Genomic DNA, 16,609 nt, shown 5'->3' on the forward strand with positions numbered 1-16,609 from the left:
AGGACGGAGGTCGTCGTCGCCGGGCGTGCTGCCCGGCGCGGAGGCCCCCGCGTCGCCGCGCGGCCTCGTCTTCAGCCTAGGTCTCGCGGGACGACCCGCCATCGTAGCCCCAGTCGGCGGCGCGTCGGGACGCCTCGGCGGGCTCCCGCGCGACGAGGCGGACGGTTGTCGACGAACCCCCAGGTCGGGCGGGGTGCGGGCCGTCAGGAGCCGAGCGGGAGGTCCACGCGGACGGTGAGCCCGCCGCCCGGCGTCTCACGGACCGACACGCGGCCGCGGTGCGCCCCGACGATCGCGGCGACGATCGCCAGGCCGAGCCCGGACCCGCCGGACGAGCGGTTGCGCGACGTGTCCGCCCGGTAGAACCGCTCGAACAGGCGGCCCCGCTGTGTCGTCGGGACGCCGGGGCCATGGTCGCGGACCTCGAGCACCGCGACGTCGCCGCGCGCGACGTCCCCCCGCGCGACGTCCCCCCGCGCGAGGTCGCCGCGCGGAGCGTCGCCGCCCCGGGTGTCGCCCGACGGCGCGTCGTCCGACGGGGGCGCGGGCGCCGCGCCGAGCGCGATCTCCACCGGAGTGCCCGACGGCGTGTGGCGCGCGACGTTGCCGACGAGGTTGGCGAGCACCTGCCGCAGCCGGTCCTCGTCGCCCACGACGCGCAGCGACGCCGGAGCGTCCGCGCCCGGCGCGAGCCCGACGACCCGCACGTCGCGCGCGGGGTCGAGCGCGTGCAGGTCCTGCGCGGAGTCCCGCGCGAGGGAGACGAGGTCGACCGGCTCGTGGCGCAGCGGCCGGCCCTCGTCGAGCCGCGCGAGGGCGAGCAGGTCGTTGACGAGCGTGCCCATACGGGTCGCCGAGTCCTCGATGCGGCCCATCGTGTCGTCGACCTTGTCCGGGGTGTCGAGCGCGCCCATGCGGTACAGCTCGCCGTAGCCGCGGATCGTCGCGAGCGGCGTGCGCAGCTCGTGGCTCGCGTCCGAGACGAAGCGCCGCATCCGTTCCTCGGACGCCTCCTGGACCGCGAACGCCTCCTCGATCTGGGTGAGCATCGCGTTGAGCGACACCGCGAGCGAGCCGACCTCCGTCGTCGGCGGCGCGGGGCGCACGCGTCGCGACAGGTCGCCCGCGGCGATGTCGGCCGCGGTCTCCTCGATCTCGCGCAGCGGGCGCAGCGCGCGGTGGACGGCGAGGTAGGCGACCGCGCCGCCGACGAGCGCGATGCCGAGCGCCGACAGCGCGAGCGCCCGGCCGAGCACCTTGACCGTCTCGTGGATGCCCGTCAGCGGCAGCGCGACGAAGACGGTCCCGGCCTGCTGGCCGTCCACGAAGAGGAACCGCCCGACGACACGCCACTGCGCGGGGTCGGAGCCTCCGACGGACCGCACCGTGAAGGGCTCGCCCGCGAGCCGCTCGATCTCCTGGTCGGACAGCGCGGGGATGTCGGGCTCCCCGTACCGCGACGTCGTGGCCTGCCAGCTGTAGCCGGTCTCGTTGCCGGACAGCTCGCGGAGCAGCACGAAGTACTCGCTCGGGATCTGGCTCGCGGTGCGCGGGTTGCTGAGCAACGAGGACCGGGCGACGGTCGTCGCCGACCCCTGGAGGTCCTGGTCGACCTGCGCGACCAGGTAGCTGGACACGACGGTCGTCGTCACGACCGAGGCCAGCCCGAGCCCCGCCGCGAGCAGGAGCACGGTGATCGCGACGAGACGTGCCCGCAGCGGCACGCGCGCGAACCAGCCCCACCCCTCGGTGGGGACGGGCCGACCGAAGGGGCGCTCCGCCGTCGGGCCGTCGGGGACGGGTGCGGACGCCGCGTGCTCGCCCGACGCCGCGCTGCCGGGCTGCGAGGCCGCCCCGGGGGGCGGGGGAGGGGGCGGGACCGGCGGGGACCCGGCCGTCGTGCGGTCGGGGCCGGCCGTCATGACGCCGCGGGCGGCTGGCGCAGCAGGTAGCCGACGCCGCGCTTGGTGTGGATGAGCGGCGGCAGGGCCACGGGCTCGCCGTCCGGGCCGGGCACGGTGAGGTTGTCGATCTTGCGGCGCAGGTAGGAGATGTAGGACTCGACGATGTTCGCGTCGCCGCCCCAGTCGTACTGCCACACGTGGTCGAGGATCTGCGCCTTGGACAGCACGCGCCCGGCGTTGAGCATGAGGTAGCGCAGCAGCTTGAACTCGGTGGGGGACAGGTCGATGTCGACGCCGGCGCGGCGGACCTCGTGCGAGTCCTCGTCCATCTCGAGGTCGGCGAAGCGCAGGACGGCGTCGTCGACCGGCTCGGCGTGCGTGCGGCGCAGCACGGCCCGGATGCGCGCCACGACCTCCTCCAGGCTGAAGGGCTTCGTCACGTAGTCGTCGCCGCCCACGGTGAGCCCCGTGACCTTGTCGCGCGTGTCGTCCTTCGCGGTGAGGAAGACGACGGGCGTGTGCTGGCCCTTCTCGCGCAGGCGGCGGGTCACGGTGAACCCGTCCATGTCGGGGAGCATCACGTCGAGCACGACGAGGTCGGGCTCGACGTCGCGCACGAGCCGCAGGGCGCTCTGCCCGTCCGCGGCGGCGTGCACCTCGAACCCGGCGAAGCGCAGGGACGTGGCCAGCAGCTCGCGGATGTTCGGCTCGTCGTCGACGACGACGAGGCGTGCCTCGGGGGTGGTGCTCATGCGTCCAGTGTGCTCCCGCGGTCTGGGAGCCGCCTGGGAACGTGCTCGACCCGGCGGCACCCGGCGCGACGTCGGCGCCGGCACCGGGCGCCGGACGCGGCACGCGGGCGGGCGTGGGTGGCCCGGGGCAGGATGGCCGCCGTGCGGATCACGGTGGACCAGAGGCGGCGTCGGCTCGTCGCGCAGCAGCTCGCGCTCGCCGCGGACCTTCCCGGCAGGCCGGCGGCCCGGAGCCCGGAGGACGTGGTGGACCGGCTCCTCGCGCTGCACGCGACCGACGCCCCGAGCGTCTACCTGTCGGTGCTCGCGCGGGTCCCCGGCCTCGTGCTCGACGACGTCCGGGACGCCGTCTTCCGGCGGCGCTCGCTCGTCAAGGTGCTCGCCATGCGGCGCACGATGTTCGTCGTGCGCCGCGAGACGGTGCCCGTCGTGCACGCGGCGGCGGCCCTCGCCGTCGCGCGACGGCTGCGCACCCGCCTGCTCAAGGAGCTCGCGACCCTGCCCACGGACCCGCCCGTCGACGACGCCGCGACCTTCCTCGCCGCGGTCGAGGCCCAGGTGCACGCGGCGCTCGCCGAGCACGGCCCGCTCGACGGCGCGAGCCTGTCGCGGGCCGCGCCGCTGCTGCGGACGGCGTTCCTGCCCACGACCACCAAGACGTGGGACGTGCGCCGCACGATGACCTCCCAGCTCCTCGCGCTCCTGTCGGCCGAGGGCGCGGTCGTGCGGGGCGAGCCGCGGGGCACGTGGTCCTCCAACCGGCACGTCTGGTCGCCCGTCGAGGACTGGTTTCCCGGCGGGATCCCCGTGCTCGACGAGGCCGCGGCGCGGACCGCGCTGGCGCGGGCCTGGCTCGACGTGTTCGGGCCCGCGACGGTCGAGGACCTCGTGTGGTGGACCGGCTGGAACCGCCGCGACACGGTCGCGGCGCTCGCGGGTCTCGACGTCGTCGAGGTGGAGGTCGAGGTCGGTGCGTCGGGCGGCGAGGACGCCCGCCCCGGCGTCATGCTGCGGGGCACGGACCTGCCCGGCCCGGACGAGGTGCCGATCGAGGGCCACGTCGCGCTCCTGCCCTCGCTCGACCCGACGACGATGGGCTGGACCGCACGCGACTGGTACCTGGGAGCGCACAAGGCCGCCGTCTTCGACACGATCGGCAACGCGGGCGCGACCGTCTGGTGGGAGGGCCGGATCGTCGGGGCCTGGGTCGTGCGCCCGGGCGGCGAGCCCGCGTGGCGTCTCCTCGACGACGTCGGCTCGGACGGCGAGCGGGCCGTCGCGGCCGAGGCCGAGCGGATCGCGGCGCTCCTCGGCGGCGACGGCGTGACGGCGTCGTTCCCGACGCCGCTGTACCGCGAGCTCCACGCCTGAGCGCCGGAGCCCGCGGTACGGCCGGTCAGAGGTAGCGCATCGGGTCGAACTCGTCGAGCGGGATGATCCGCACGCGCGGCAGCACGGCCGTGAACGCGCCCGCGTGGTCCTCGAGGTCGAAGATCTCGAGCCCGCGGCCCGTGAGCTCGGTGAGGCGCACGTTGACGAACTCGCGGAACGCGAGGACGCCCACGCGGCGGTCCTTGTCGTCGAGCAGCGTCTCGACCTGGGGCAGGAAGTCGCCGTCGTGGCTCGCGAGGAGCACGTCGCCCGGCTGGCCGGCGATCGCGTCCAGCATGCGCTGGATACCGATGTCGACGACCTTCTCGTTGCTCGACCCCGACAGCGGGATCGGGCGGTAGCCCATCGCGAGCAGCGCCTGCACGAACGACATCGGCATCTGGCCCGACGACGCGTTGAGGAAGAACAGGGGCGTGACGTCCTGGCCCCAGGCCTGGCGCGCGAAGTCGACGATGCGGTCCCAGCGCGGCCGCTCCTCCGGGGCGGGGCGGTGGCCGAGGACGTTCATGCCGAGCGTCGCGTCGATGTTCTCGCCGTCGACGACGAGGTAGGTGCGGCGCGGCGTCGTCAGCGCTCGGCCGTCGGAGGTCTGGAGGTCGGACATGCCGGTCAGCCTATCGGCGCGCGACCCGCCGCGCTCCGTCCCGGTGCGCCCGGCCGCCCTGTCCACGACGTGGGTGTTTGCGTCGCCCCACCCCCGAGTGGGTACCGTCAGGGTTCGTGACCACGCACGACACCGACGCCACGACCGCGACCGGGACCGTCCGGCTCACGGTCGTCGAGAACTCCCCGGACGTCACGCTCGACGCCTACGCCGACCTCCTCGACGCGGAGCTCCGCGTCGTCCGGGCGCACGACGGCGAGCCCGTCCCCGCCGCAGACCGGCTCGACGAGCTCGGCGACGGTCTCGTCGTCCTCGGGGGCCACGTGTCCGCGTACGACGACGCGCGCGCCCCCTGGCTGCCCGCCCTGCGCGAGACCCTCGTCGCCGCCGCGACGCAGGGCGTCCCGACGCTCGGGATCTGCCTCGGCGCACAGCTCCTCGCCGTCGCGGGCGGGGGACAGGTGGCGGTCGCCGCCCCGCCCGGGCGCGAGGTCGGCGCGACCCGCGTCTTCTGGCGTGCCGAGGCGGACACCGACCCGGTGCTGGCGCCGCTCGCGACGGGCGACGACCCGGTGCGCTGCGTGACGAGCATGCACGGCGACGCGATCGTCGAGCTCCCGGCCGGCGCGGTCTGGCTCGCGTCGTCGAACATGTACCCCTACCAGGCGTTCCACCTCGGGTCCGCGCTCGGCGTCCAGTTCCACCCCGAGGCGTCGCGCGCCGGGTTCGCGGCCTGGTGCGACCGGTACGACGACGTCGACACCGCGGCGGCGCTCGCCGGGTTCGACGAGCACGCCCCCGCGCTGCTCGACGGCGGACGCCGGCTCGCGGAGTCGTTCGTCACCGCGGTCCGGGTCAGCCGACGACGCGTCCCCGCCTGACCCGGGCCGAGGTCACCAGTCGGTCGAGGGGCCGTCCTGGGTGGTCGTCCCGGAACCGATCGCGGGCGTGACCTGCGTGGGCGACACCTGCGCGGCCGGGGCAGAGCCCTGCTTGAGGGCGGCGAGGCGGGCCTCGATCTCGACGGCCTCGCCCGACGTCTCGAGCTCGGCGAACTGGGCGTCGATGCTCGACGCGGCGACCTCCGCCTGGCCGAGCGCCAGCGCCTCCTCGCGGCGGACGATCTCCTCGTAGCGGGAGAGCTCGCTCGTCGGGTCGAGCACGTTGATGGAGCTCAGCGCGCCCTGCACCGTCTGCTGCGCCTGCGCGCTCTTCTGCCGCGCGACGAGCGAGTCACGCCTGGACTTCAGCTGACCGAGCTTGTCCTTCATCATCGCGAGACCGGACTTGAGCTTCTCGACGGACTCGCGCTGCGACGCGATGAGCGGCTCGGCCTGGCGCGCCTCGCCCTCGGCGGCGATCTGCTTGCCGAGCGCGATCTTCGCGAGGTTGTCGAACTTGTCGGCGTTCGCGGCGTCGCCCTGCTCGCGGTACCGGTCGGCCTGCGCCGACGCGGCCGCGGCCTTCTGGCCCCACTCCTGGACGGCGGCGACGTCCTCGTTGTAGTCCTGCTCGGCGAGGCGCAGGTTGCCGATGGTCTGCGCGACGGCCTGCTCCGCCTCGGCGATGTTGTTCGTGTAGTCGCGCACGAGCTGGTCCAGCATCTTCTGCGGATCCTCGGCGCTGTCCAGGAGCGCGTTGATGTTCGCGCGGGCGAGCTGCGCGATCCGTCCGAAGATGCTCTGCTTCTCCGCCATGGTCGTCCCTCTCTGGTGAGCCGTCTGGTGCTGGTCGTGCCGTCGTGCCGTCGTCCGGTGGTGCGGGGCGTGAGGTGGCGCCCGTGCTCAGAAGCGTCCGCCGCGGCCGGAGCGCCCGCCCGAGGACCGGCCGCCCGACCGTCCGCCGGAGCGTCCGCCGCCGAACCCGCCACCCCCGTAGCCGCCGCCGAAGCTGCCGCCGCCGAACCCGCCCGAGCGTCCGCCGCCGCCCCCGCCGCGGAGGATGGAGTCGAGGAGGATCCCGCCGAGGACCATGCCCCCGACGTTGCTGCCGCCACCCCCGCCGAACCCGCCACCCTGGGACGACTGCCAGCTCGACGCGTCCTGCTGCGCGCGCTGGGCCGCGGACTGCGCCTGCGCGTCCGCCTGCTGCGCGCGCTGGAGCGCGGCGACGGGGTCGGTCGGCTGGAGCGCGCGCGCCTCGCCGAGCAGGCGGATCGCCTCCGCGAGCCGGGTCCGTGCCTCCGGGCCGACGGCGCCGCGCCGCGTCTCGATGAAGTCGTTCGTCGCGCGGACCTGCGAGTCGACGCGCGCGAGGGTCTCGCGCAGCAGCGCGTTCGCACGCGCCGCCTGCTCGGCACGCTCGCGGAACGGGGCGAGGACGGCGTCGAGCGCCGCCTCCGCGTCCGTGAGGCGACGGAGCGCGGCGAGCGGGTCGCCGCCGTCGCGCGCAGCCCCGGCCGTCGCCACGGCGGCCTGCGCCTCCGCGAGCGCCGGCGCGACCGCGGGGTCCCCCGGGGCGAGCCGCCCGGCGTCCGCGATGTCGGACGTGATCGACGCGACGCCCCGGTCGAGCCGCGGACCGGACTCGGCGAGCTCGGTGCCCGCGCGGTCGACGGCGTCGAGCAGCGTCACCGCCTGCCCGACGGCGTTCTGCGCGGCCCGGGCGAGCGCGACCGCCGTCGCCCGGTCCTTGGAGGCGAGCGCCTCCCGACCGCGCGCCACCGACTCGCGCGCGCCCGCGAGGAGCGCCTGCGCCTGCTCGGGGTTCTGCGCGACGGACGCGAGCGCCGTCGACGGGTACGTGCGCCCGAGCGCCTCGAGCGTCGCGCGCGCGGGCTCGACGCGGGCGAGCACCTCGGTCGCGCGCTGGTCAGTCTCGTCGAGCACCTGCGGCGCGCGGGCCTGCAGGTCGCGCAGCTCGTCGAACGTGCGGGACTGGGCGTCGAGCGAGTCCGCGACCTCGTCGCACAGGGCGACGATGCGCGCCATCATCTGCCGCGCCTGGGGCTCCGCCTCGGGCTGGTCGTCGTCGAGCTGCTGGCGCAGCGCGAACGCCTCCGCGACCTGCTGCTTGCCCTCGGCGAGAGCGGCGGAGAACTGCTGCGTCGCCTCGATCCCGAACTGCGCCTGCGCGAAGCCGAGCTCCTGCTCGGACGTCTTCACGGCGTCGTCGATCGCCACGAGGGCCGCGCTCGCGCGGCGGTCCAGCTCGGCCGTGGGCAGCGCCGCGAGCGGGTCGCCCGCCGGCCCGACGGCAGTCGCGGCCCGGCGGCGTCGTCCCGCCGCGCGGGCGACCACCACGACCACGATCACGAGCACGCCGCCGACGAGCAGGACCCAGAACCACGACACGCCGCCCGAACCCTGGCTCGCACCCCGCGCCACCTCGGCCGCCGCGATGGCCGCACCCGCCCAGTCGTCGGCGCGCAGCTCGTCCTCCACGGCGGACGTGATCCGGTCCAGCTCGGCGTCCGACAGCGGGACGTTGTTGTCGTACGACAGCCCGTACCGCCGGTCCTGCGTCCCGACGGCCAGCAGCAGGTCGTCGACCCCCAGCCCCGACTGGTTCGCCGTCGCGTTCGCCCAGTCGACGCCGTCCATGCCGTCGAGGTCGTCCACGTACACGACGAAGAGCTGCAGGTCCGTGTCCTGGGCCAGGCGGTCGAGCGCCGCGCGCACGTCGTCCGTACGGTCCCCGAGGACGCCGGACGGGTCGGTGATCTCGTCCGTCACGTCCATCGGCGGGACGGCGTGCGCGAGGCCCGCCGGGGCGACGAGGGCGATGCACGTCAGCAGCCCGACGAGCGTCGAGACGACGAGGGCGAGGAACGCGCGGGCGCCGCGGCCCCCGGCCGCGCGGGGGTGCCAGGGACAATCGGCCGTGCTCACGGCCCGATCCTTTCCCAGCGGCCCAGGACCCGCAATCGGTGCCGCGGGGCCCTCGGTCGCCGGATGACGCCCAGGTCCCGGTGTCTCGGTAGGCCTCCGGCGTCGTTCCGTGCCGGGCGGGTACCTTGCTGCGCTGCGGTCCCCACCCGTCACTGCACGACGCCCAGGTCCTCCGGGTTCTTGGTCGGCCCTGGGCGTCGTTCCGTGTCGGGCGGGTGCCGCGCTCCTACGTCGCGGGACCCCCACCCGTCACTGCACGACGCCCAGGTCCTCCGCGTTCCTGGTCGGCCCTGGGCGTCGTTCCGTGCCGGGCGGGTACCTTGCTGCGCTGCGGTCCCCACCCGTCACTGCACGACGCCCAGGTCCTCCGCGTCGACGATGCGGTACGCGTACCCCTGCTCCGCCAGGAACCGCTGGCGGTGCGCCGCGAAGTCCTGGTCCACCGTGTCGCGCGCGACGACGGCGTAGAAGTGCGCGGTGCGGCCGTCGGCCTTGGGGCGCATGACGCGGCCGAGGCGCTGGGCCTCCTCCTGGCGCGACCCGAACGACCCGGAGACCTGGATCGCGACGGACGCCTCTGGTAGGTCGATGGAGAAGTTCGCGACCTTCGACACGACGAGCCGCGAGATCTCGCCCGTGCGGAACGCGTCGAACAGGCGCTGGCGCTCGCGGACCGTCGTCGCGCCCGTGATGAGCGGCGCGTCGAGGTGCTGCGACAGCTCCTCGAGCTGGTCGAGGTACTGGCCGATCACGAGCACCTGGTCGTCCGGGTGCTGCGCGACGATCTGCTCCACGACCCGGTTCTTGCCGGTGGCGGTCGCGGCGAGCCGGTACTTGTCCTCTGGCTCGGCGACGGCGTACGTCATGCGGTCGGACTCCGGCAGCGTGAGGCGCACCTCGACGCAGTCCGCGGGCGCGATGTACCCCTGCGCCTCGATGTCCTTCCACGGGGCGTCGTACCGCTTGGGCCCGATGAGCGAGAACACCTCGTCCTCCCGGCCGTCCTCGCGCACGAGCGTCGCGGTGAGCCCGAGGCGGCGGCGCGCCTGCAGGTCCGCCGTCATGCGGAAGATCGGCGCGGGCAGCAGGTGCACCTCGTCGTACACGACGAGGCCCCAGTCGCGCGCGTCGAGCAGCTCGAGGTGCGTGTACACGCCCTTCCGCTTGGTCGTCAGCACCTGGTAGGTCGCGATCGTGACGGGCTTGATCTCCTTGCGCGCGCCGGAGTACTCGCCGATCTCGTCCTCGGTGAGCGTCGTGCGCCGTACGAGCTCGTCGCGCCACTGGCGCGCGCTCACGGTGTTCGTCACGAGGATGAGCGTCGTCGTCCCGGACCTCGCCATCGCGCCCGCGCCCACGATCGTCTTGCCGGCGCCGCACGGCAGCACGACGACGCCGCTCCCGCCGTGCCAGAACCCGTCCACCGCCTGCGCCTGGTACGGGCGCATCTCCCACGGCTTCGGCTCCTCGCCCTCGGCGCGCGGCGGCGTCGTCGGGCTGAGCGCGATGGCGTGCTTCTCGCCGTCGACGTACCCCGCGAGGTCCTCGGCGGGCCAGCCGAGCTTCACGAGGACCTGCTTGAGGTGGCCGCGCTCGGACGGGTGCACGACGACGGTCGTGTCGTCGATCCGGTCGCCCACCAGCCCGGCGGTGCGCTTGGACTTGAGCACCTCGGCGAGGACGGCCCGGTCCGTCGCCTCGAGCACGAGCCCGTGCGTGGGGTGCTGCGCGAGCGTGAGCCGCCCGTACCGCGACATGGTCTCCGCGACGTCGATGAGCAGCGCGTGCGGCACCGGGTAGCGCGAGTACTCGATGAGCGTGTTGACGACCTGCTCGGCGTCGTGCCCGGCCGCGCGCGCGTTCCACAGGCCGAGCGGCGTGAGCCGGTACGTGTGGACGTGCTCCGGGGCGCGCTCGAGCTCGGCGAACGGCGCGATGGCCCGCCGCGCGTCGTCGGCACGGGGGTGGTCGACCTCGAGCAGGAGCGACTTGTCGCTCTGGACGATGAGAGGTCCGTCGGTCATGCGTTCTCCTTGCCGTGGGTGGCCGAGGGTCGTGCGGTCCGGGCGGTCGCCGGGCGGGCCGGTGGTGGTCCGGGGTCGGTCGGGTGACGGTCCGGGGGTAGTGCGGGGGCCGGGCCAGGGTCAGTCCGGGGTCACGGACGCGATGCGGTGGACCGCGACCGTGAGCTCGGCGTCGCGTGCCGGGTCCTGCGCGCGCAGCCGTCCGGCGTCGAGCGTGAGGGGCCGCACGCGGCGGCGGTCCGGCGCGCCCGTCGACCCGACGACCTCGAGCCACACCATGGCGCCGTCCGCGATCGCCTCGCGCAGCAGCCCCAACGCCGCCACCGGGTCGCTTGTTCCCTCGGGGCCGTCGTCCCCGCGTCCTGCCCGGCCCGACGACGTCCCCCCGCCCCGGCGCGACCCGTCGCCGTCGGCGCGTGCCCCGCCGGCCGCGCGGGTCTGGGCCTGCTCCGCCGAGCGCGTCTCCGCGGCGCGGAGCCGGGCGACGAGGTCGGCGAACCGCTGCTCGCCACGCCCTGCCCCGTCCCGCGCCTCGTCCACGCGGGCCCCGGAGCCGGGCACGACCCCGGTCCGGGCGCGGCCCCCGCGCCGCCCGACGACCGCCCCGGCCCGTCCTCGCCGGGCCGGGCCCGCGGCGTCGGGCAGGTCGCGACGGCCCGCACGGTCCGCGACGAGCACGCGCCCGTCCGGGCCCTCCACGACCGACGGCACGCCGCGCGCCCGCAGCGCGTCCTGTAGCTCCCCGGCCGGTGCGCCGGACGCGAGCACGGTCGGCGCGAGCAGCACGAGGCCGAGGCCGCGCAGCGCAGGGTCCTCCGCGATGCCCGCGAGGAGCGCCGGGTCCTCGGCGCGCACGTACGACGACGCCGTCCCGACCCGCACGCGCCCGTGACGTCGCGCGGTGTCGCGCACCAGGTACTCCAGCGGCTGGGGCACGGGCGTGCGGGAGTGCGACGCGAGCTCGGCGAGCAGCTCGTCGGCCGTCGCGCCCCGGTCGAGTGCGCGCAGCACCGACTCCGCGGTGAACCGGACCGTGGTCGCGGCACCGCGCGACTCGACGTCGGCCGCGACCTCCACGAGGCGCTCGAGGGTGCGCGACGGCCGGCCCGGCACGATGCCGGTGAGGTCGCCCTGGAGCAGGAGGTCGTCCACCTCGGGCGGGAGCACGGCCTCGAACGCGGCGCCCAGGTCCACGGGCTCCGACGACGGCGCGGGGTCGTCGCCCGCGACGAGCGCCCGGCCCGGGGGAGCGAGCGCGCCCGCGCCCGTCACGCCGAGCAGCGCGGCCTCGCGCAGCAGCCCCGCGACGGCCTGCTCCGGCGGCACCGCGCGCGGCGTGCGCCAGCGCAGGACCGCGACGACGTCGGCCGGGCCGAGCGGCCGGTCGGGCGCGAGAGCGAGCACGTCGAGGACCGAGCGACGCAGCCGCGGGACCCAGGGCCGCCACAGCTCGGGGTCGAGCGCGGCGCGCAGGGCGCCCCGCTCGTCACGGCTCCCGACGAGCCACGGCGTGCGGCGCGACCGCCACCACCCGCGCGCGAGCGCGGCCCAGCGGTCGCCCAGGTCGTCGTCGAGCCAGTCCTCGGCCGTCGGGGTCGAGGCGAACGTGGGCGGGTCGTCGCCGTCGTCGGCCACGAGGCCCGCCGCCGCCGCGACCTCGACGACCGCGGCCGCCGTCGCGTCGTCGACCTCGAGGGCGAGGGCCGCGCGGCGCAGGTCGCGCACCCCGAGGCCGCCCGCGCGCAGGACGCCGGGCGGGTGCTCGGTCCAGTGCGTCACGAGGCGCGCGACGAGGCGCACCGCCTCCAGCCCGGCGCTCGCGGACTCCGCCTCGACCGTCGCCGCGGGGAGCTCGCGCACGTCGGGCACGGGCGGCGTCGTGCGCACGTCGCGGTGGGTGCGGCCGCCGCGCAGCGCGAGCCCCACCTCGCGCGGCAGGACGACGTGCCGCTCGTCGGTCGCGCGCAGGTAGCCGCGCTCGACCAGCCAGGCCGTCGCCCGGCGTGCCGACGCGTCGGAGCGGGGCGCGACGCCCACGGGCGGCCCCCACGCGAGCGCGTCGAGGATCGCGCGCGCGCCCGGGGGCGCGTCGTCGGGCAGGACGGCGGACGGCGCCGGGGCGTCGCCGGAGACCGGGCCCAGGCCTGCGGGGTGCGGGCCGAGCACCTCGGCCGTCCCGGGCGCCGGGCGGAACCTGGCCGAGCGCGTGCCGGGCGACCACACGAGCGCGAGCTCGTCGAGGCGCGCGAGCGCCGCGGTGACCGACGCGCGGTCCACCCCCGTCGCGCGCGCGACCGCGGACGCCGTCGCGGGCGTGCCCACGGAGTCGAGCACGAGCACCGACTCGAGCACGTGCAGCGTCAGCTCGTCGAGCCCGGCGAGCGCGCGCTCGAGGCTCGTGCGGTTCATCGCGCGCGCGGCGAGCGAGAGCAGCGTCGAGGGGGAGGGGGTGGCGAGGTCGGGACGCCCCGCGAGCAGGGCGACCAGCGCGTCGTCGTCGCGCTGGCGCAGCGACTCGCTGTACGTCGGAGCCCGCTCGGGCCGGGAGGTGGCCATCCGTCCGATGCTACGCGCCAGCCGGGTGGGACGAGATCGGCGCTCGCGTGCGAGAACGGCAGTCGGGACTGCCGACGCCGACCGGACCCGCCGATCTCGTCCCCGGTTGCCGACCTCACCGCGGCGGGAGGAACGGATCGGCGCGCAGGCCACGGACGACGTCGGGCGGGACGTGCCGCAGCACCCGCGTCACGACGTCCTCCGGACGGTCCCGGGAGGTGACGCGGAGGAGGCGGTGCCCCGTGCGCTCGATCGCCTCCTGCCGCAGCTTCTCCCGGACCAGCACACGGCCCGGGTCCGCACGCGGCGCCAGGCCCGCGGGGCCGGTGCGGTACTTCACGAGGCCGTCGAACTCCAGCAGCAGGCGCCACCGCGTCCAGCCGAGGTCGACCCGGACCGCGCCGACCTCGGTGCGGAGCGCCACCTGCGTCTCCGGCCGGGGCAGCCCGGTCCGCAGCAGGACGTACCGGAGCCAGGTCTCGCGGGCCGACTCGGCGCCCGGGTCCGCGAGCGCGAGTACGTGGCGAGACCGGCGCGACCCACGACCCCGTGGCCGGCGGTCGAGGACGGCCGCGACGTCCGACCGTCGGACGCCCCGGGCGAGGGCCGCGTCGACGACGACGAGCCCGTCGAGGGCGGGCATGGTGCTCAGGCAGTCGGCGACGGTGCGGACCAGCGAGGTCGTGGTGATGCCGAGGACCGTCGTGCGGTCGTGGGCGGCGACCTCGCCCACGTGCCGCGTGACGTCCCGTGCCGCGGAACCCGAGCGGCGGTAGGACTGGACCACGTGGGTGGTCGCCGGGAGCTCCCACAGAGGCAGGTCGTGCAGGAGCGCCGCGGACGCGTGGCTCACGACCGGGTCGGCACGGAGGCTCCGGGCGACGGCACGTGCGCGGTCCACCGCGAGTCCTCGCGCGGCCGTGGCCGGAGCCGAGTCCGGCGGGAGCGCGTCGCGGTAGGCGCCGCGCCGCACGCGTTCCCACTCGCCGTGGGTCACACGTCGCCGGGCCTCTTCCGGGAGGTGCTCGCGCGCGAGGTGCAGCGGGAGCGCAGCTTCTCGTCTCGAAATGGAGCGTGATCGTGCCGCTCCTGGCCGGGTCGCGGTGCGGTGGTCGGCGGATCTGTGGACGACGGGCCGACCTGACGCGCCGAGATCGGCAGGTCCGGTCGACATCGGTAGTCGCGACTGCCGAGCTCGCAGCAGAGCGCCGACCTCGGCGAGAGGTGCCGATCTCGCGCTGTGGTCAGCCGCGGGCGGTCCGGCGGCAGACCTCGTCCCAGGGCGTGGGCTCGATGCCGAAGCGGTCGCGGGACGCGGTGTCGTCGAGGACGTAGGGGCGCTCCCACTGGTAGGCGAGGTCGCGCAGCTCGCGCAGCAGCGGCGAGAACAGCCCGGCGGCGGCGAGCCCGGGGCCGCGCAGCGAGCGCACCCGGACCGGGGGGCGCCCGACGCTCGCGAGGACGTCGGTCAGCGCCTCGCGCTGGGTGCGCGGCGGGTTGCTCGGGGTGTGCCACGTGCGGCCGAGGGCGCCCGGGTCCGCGGCCGCCGCGACGAGCGTGCGCGCCGCGTCCTGCACGTCGGTGAAGGAGTGGGGCAGGTCGGTGCGGCCGATCATCGTGACGGCCCGGCCGCGCAGCGCGGCGGGGACGACGCGCGACACGTGGCCGTTGGTGCCCACCCCGGGCCCCACGAAGTCGGAGCTGCGCACCTCGACGACCCGCGCACGGCCGGCGCGGTGCGCGGCGAGGGCGTCGGCCCACAGCCGGGCCCGCAGGACGCCCTTGTGGTCGGTCGCGGCGTCCGGCAGGTCCTCGGTCATGGGTCCGTCGACCGGCCCGTAGGGGTAGAGGTTGCCCGTGATCGCGTAGACGGCGCCCGTCCGCTCCGCCGTGGTGAGCAGCGCGGCGGCGAGCGGCGGCCAGACCTTCTCCCACTGCGTGTAGTCGCCGGGGTTGGCGCAGTTGTAGAGCACGGCGGCGCCGTCCGCGGCACGGCTGAGCGCGTCGGCGTCGGACGCGTCGAGCGCGAGGTGCGTGACGCCGTCGAGCCCGGTGTCGCGTCCGCTGCGGGTGACGACGGTGACGTGCGACCCGCGGGCCGCGAGCTCGGCGGCCACGTGGCGGCCGACGGGGCCGGCGCCGACGACGACGTGCCGGTCGTCGGAGGACGAGGTGCTGGACATGAGGGCTCCTTTCCGAGAGCAGTGCTCTCGTTTCGACAGCAGCCTGGCACGACGACCACGACAAAGCAAGAGCACCGCTCTCGTTGGTGGTCAGCGCTCTCGTCTGCGACCCTGACGGTATGACGGCACCTCGGACGGCACGCGCCCTGGCGCGCGAGACCCTCACGCGCGAGATCCTCGGCGCCGCCCGCGCGCGGCTCGTGGCCGACGGGCCCGCCGCGCTCTCGCTGCGGGCCGTCGCGCGAGACGTCGGCATGGTGTCGTCCGCCGTCTACCGCTACTTCCCGAGCCGGGACGCGCTGCTCACCGCGCTCCTCGTCGAGTGCTACGACGAGCTCGGGGCCGCCGTCGAGGCCGCGGAGGTCGCCGTCGCGCGCGACGACCTGCCCGGCCGCTGGCTCGCCGCGTGCCGCGCGCTGCGCACCTGGTGCGTCGCGCGGCCCGGGGAGTTCGGGCTGCTCTACGGCACCCCCGTGCCGGGGTACGCGGCGCCGCAGGACACGGTCGAGCCCGCGACGCGCGTCGTGCGGACCCTGGTCCGGGTCGTCGCCGACTCCTGGGCGGACGGCGAGGGCCCCGTGCCCGCACCGCCGTCGGGCGGGGACGCGGCCGCGCTCGTGGCCCCCGCCGTCGCGTACGTGAGCGCCCGCGGGCTCACGACGCCCGACGCCCCGCCCGAGGCCGTCGTGCGCACGCTCATGGCGTGGACGACCCTGTTCGGCACGGTGTCGTTCGAGCTGTTCGGCCACCTCCACCGCACGGTCGCCGACTACACCGACTGGTTCGACGCCGTCGCGCTGCGGGTCGGGGCGGACGCCGGGGTGGTCCCGCGGTCGGCCCCGCGCTGACCGGGACGACGGCGGGGACTCGGCCGGTCGTCCGGGCTCGCCCTGGGCTCGCCCGCGGTATGGATGCGGCTTTGCCGCCGCGTGGCCGGTAACCTGGGGGTTCTGGTTCCTACGAGCACGAACGAGGTCCACGTGCCCACCGGCAAGGTCAAGTGGTTCGACACCGAACGCGGGTTCGGCTTCATCGCCAACGACGACGGCGGCGAGGTCTTCCTGCACGCCTCCGCGCTGCCCGCGGACGCCCCCGCGCCCAAGCCGGGCGCTCGCGTCGACTTCGGCGTCGCCGACGGGCGCCGTGGCCCGCAGGCGCTCGCCGTCACGTTCCTCGACCCGGCGCCCTCGGTCGTCAAGGCGAAGCGTCGCTCGGCGGACGAGATGGCGGTCATCGTGGAGGACCTCATCAAGGAGCTCGACGGGATCGGCAACGGCTTGCGCCGTGGCCGCTACCCGGAGAAGGGCAAGGCCACCAAGGTCGCCGCGGTCCTGCGCGCGGTCGCGGACGAGATCGAGGCCTGA

Annotated in this window: 13 protein-coding genes; 4 read left to right on the plus strand and 9 right to left on the minus strand. The window is 76.0% G+C overall.

What is annotated here, in order from left to right; genetic code table 11:
- Nucleotides 1–203: 203 nt before the first annotated feature.
- Together GWJ10_RS13565 and GWJ10_RS13570 are read right to left on the minus strand one after the other, a co-directional pair.
- Nucleotides 204–1,922 (minus strand): HAMP domain-containing sensor histidine kinase, encoded by a 1,719-nt coding sequence (locus GWJ10_RS13565; protein ID WP_163188022.1) that lies wholly within the window; start codon nt 1,920–1,922, stop codon nt 204–206.
- Nucleotides 1,919–2,656, minus strand: a complete 738-nt coding sequence (locus GWJ10_RS13570; protein WP_043654159.1) for a response regulator transcription factor — start codon at nt 2,654–2,656, stop codon at nt 1,919–1,921. Before GWJ10_RS13570 ends, GWJ10_RS13565 begins: the two co-directional genes overlap by 4 nt.
- Nucleotides 2,657–2,797: 141 nt before the next feature.
- Between GWJ10_RS13570 and GWJ10_RS13575 the strand changes: the two genes are divergently transcribed.
- Nucleotides 2,798–4,027, plus strand: coding sequence for a winged helix DNA-binding domain-containing protein (locus GWJ10_RS13575; RefSeq protein WP_163188024.1), 1,230 nt, complete (start codon nt 2,798–2,800; stop codon nt 4,025–4,027).
- Between the two features lie 25 nt (nt 4,028–4,052).
- Here the strand turns inward: GWJ10_RS13575 and GWJ10_RS13580 are convergent, their stop codons facing one another.
- The gene (locus GWJ10_RS13580; protein WP_061268040.1) at nt 4,053–4,652 is read right to left on the minus strand and encodes an NYN domain-containing protein; all 600 of its coding nucleotides are present in this window, start codon (nt 4,650–4,652) and stop codon (nt 4,053–4,055) included.
- A 116-nt stretch (nt 4,653–4,768) separates the two neighbouring features.
- On the opposite strand from GWJ10_RS13580, the gene GWJ10_RS13585 reads away from it, so the two are divergent.
- On the plus strand, nt 4,769–5,533 hold the full coding sequence (locus GWJ10_RS13585; RefSeq protein ID WP_163188026.1) for a type 1 glutamine amidotransferase: 765 nt from the start codon (nt 4,769–4,771) through the stop codon (nt 5,531–5,533).
- A 12-nt stretch (nt 5,534–5,545) separates the two neighbouring features.
- On the opposite strand, the gene GWJ10_RS13590 is transcribed toward GWJ10_RS13585, so the two are convergent.
- The 6 genes from GWJ10_RS13590 to GWJ10_RS13615 all read right to left on the minus strand — a co-directional run bounded on the left by GWJ10_RS13590 (nt 5,546) and on the right by GWJ10_RS13615 (nt 15,245).
- Nucleotides 5,546–6,349, minus strand: a complete 804-nt coding sequence (locus tag GWJ10_RS13590) for a PspA/IM30 family protein (protein WP_163188028.1) — start codon at nt 6,347–6,349, stop codon at nt 5,546–5,548.
- 87 nt (nt 6,350–6,436) lie between these two features.
- Nucleotides 6,437–8,482, minus strand: coding sequence for a TPM domain-containing protein (locus GWJ10_RS20015; protein ID WP_277394953.1), 2,046 nt, complete (start codon nt 8,480–8,482; stop codon nt 6,437–6,439).
- Between the two features lie 344 nt (nt 8,483–8,826).
- On the minus strand, nt 8,827–10,506 hold the full coding sequence (locus GWJ10_RS13600; protein WP_163188030.1) for a DNA repair helicase XPB: 1,680 nt from the start codon (nt 10,504–10,506) through the stop codon (nt 8,827–8,829).
- A 120-nt stretch (nt 10,507–10,626) separates the two neighbouring features.
- Entirely contained in the window at nt 10,627–13,062 is a 2,436-nt protein-coding gene (locus GWJ10_RS13605; RefSeq protein ID WP_163188032.1) for a helicase-associated domain-containing protein, read from the minus strand.
- A gap of 115 nt (nt 13,063–13,177) precedes the next feature.
- Nucleotides 13,178–13,963: a hypothetical protein gene (locus GWJ10_RS13610; RefSeq protein ID WP_163188035.1), complete on the minus strand. Its 786-nt coding sequence runs from the start codon at nt 13,961–13,963 to the stop codon at nt 13,178–13,180.
- Between the two features lie 343 nt (nt 13,964–14,306).
- Nucleotides 14,307–15,245 carry an NAD-dependent epimerase/dehydratase family protein gene (locus tag GWJ10_RS13615; RefSeq protein WP_163188036.1) on the minus strand — a complete coding sequence of 313 codons (939 nt, stop codon included), beginning with the start codon at nt 15,243–15,245 and terminating at the stop codon, nt 14,307–14,309.
- 119 nt (nt 15,246–15,364) lie between these two features.
- Between GWJ10_RS13615 and GWJ10_RS13620 the strand changes: the two genes are divergently transcribed.
- Nucleotides 15,365–16,093: a TetR/AcrR family transcriptional regulator gene (locus GWJ10_RS13620; RefSeq protein WP_163188038.1), complete on the plus strand. Its 729-nt coding sequence runs from the start codon at nt 15,365–15,367 to the stop codon at nt 16,091–16,093.
- 132 nt (nt 16,094–16,225) lie between these two features.
- Nucleotides 16,226–16,609: a cold shock domain-containing protein gene (locus tag GWJ10_RS13625; protein WP_034651071.1), complete on the plus strand. Its 384-nt coding sequence runs from the start codon at nt 16,226–16,228 to the stop codon at nt 16,607–16,609.

This window comes from Cellulosimicrobium sp. SL-1 (assembly GCF_011033075.1).
In the GTDB taxonomy this organism is placed as follows: domain Bacteria; phylum Actinomycetota; class Actinomycetes; order Actinomycetales; family Cellulomonadaceae; genus Cellulosimicrobium; species Cellulosimicrobium funkei.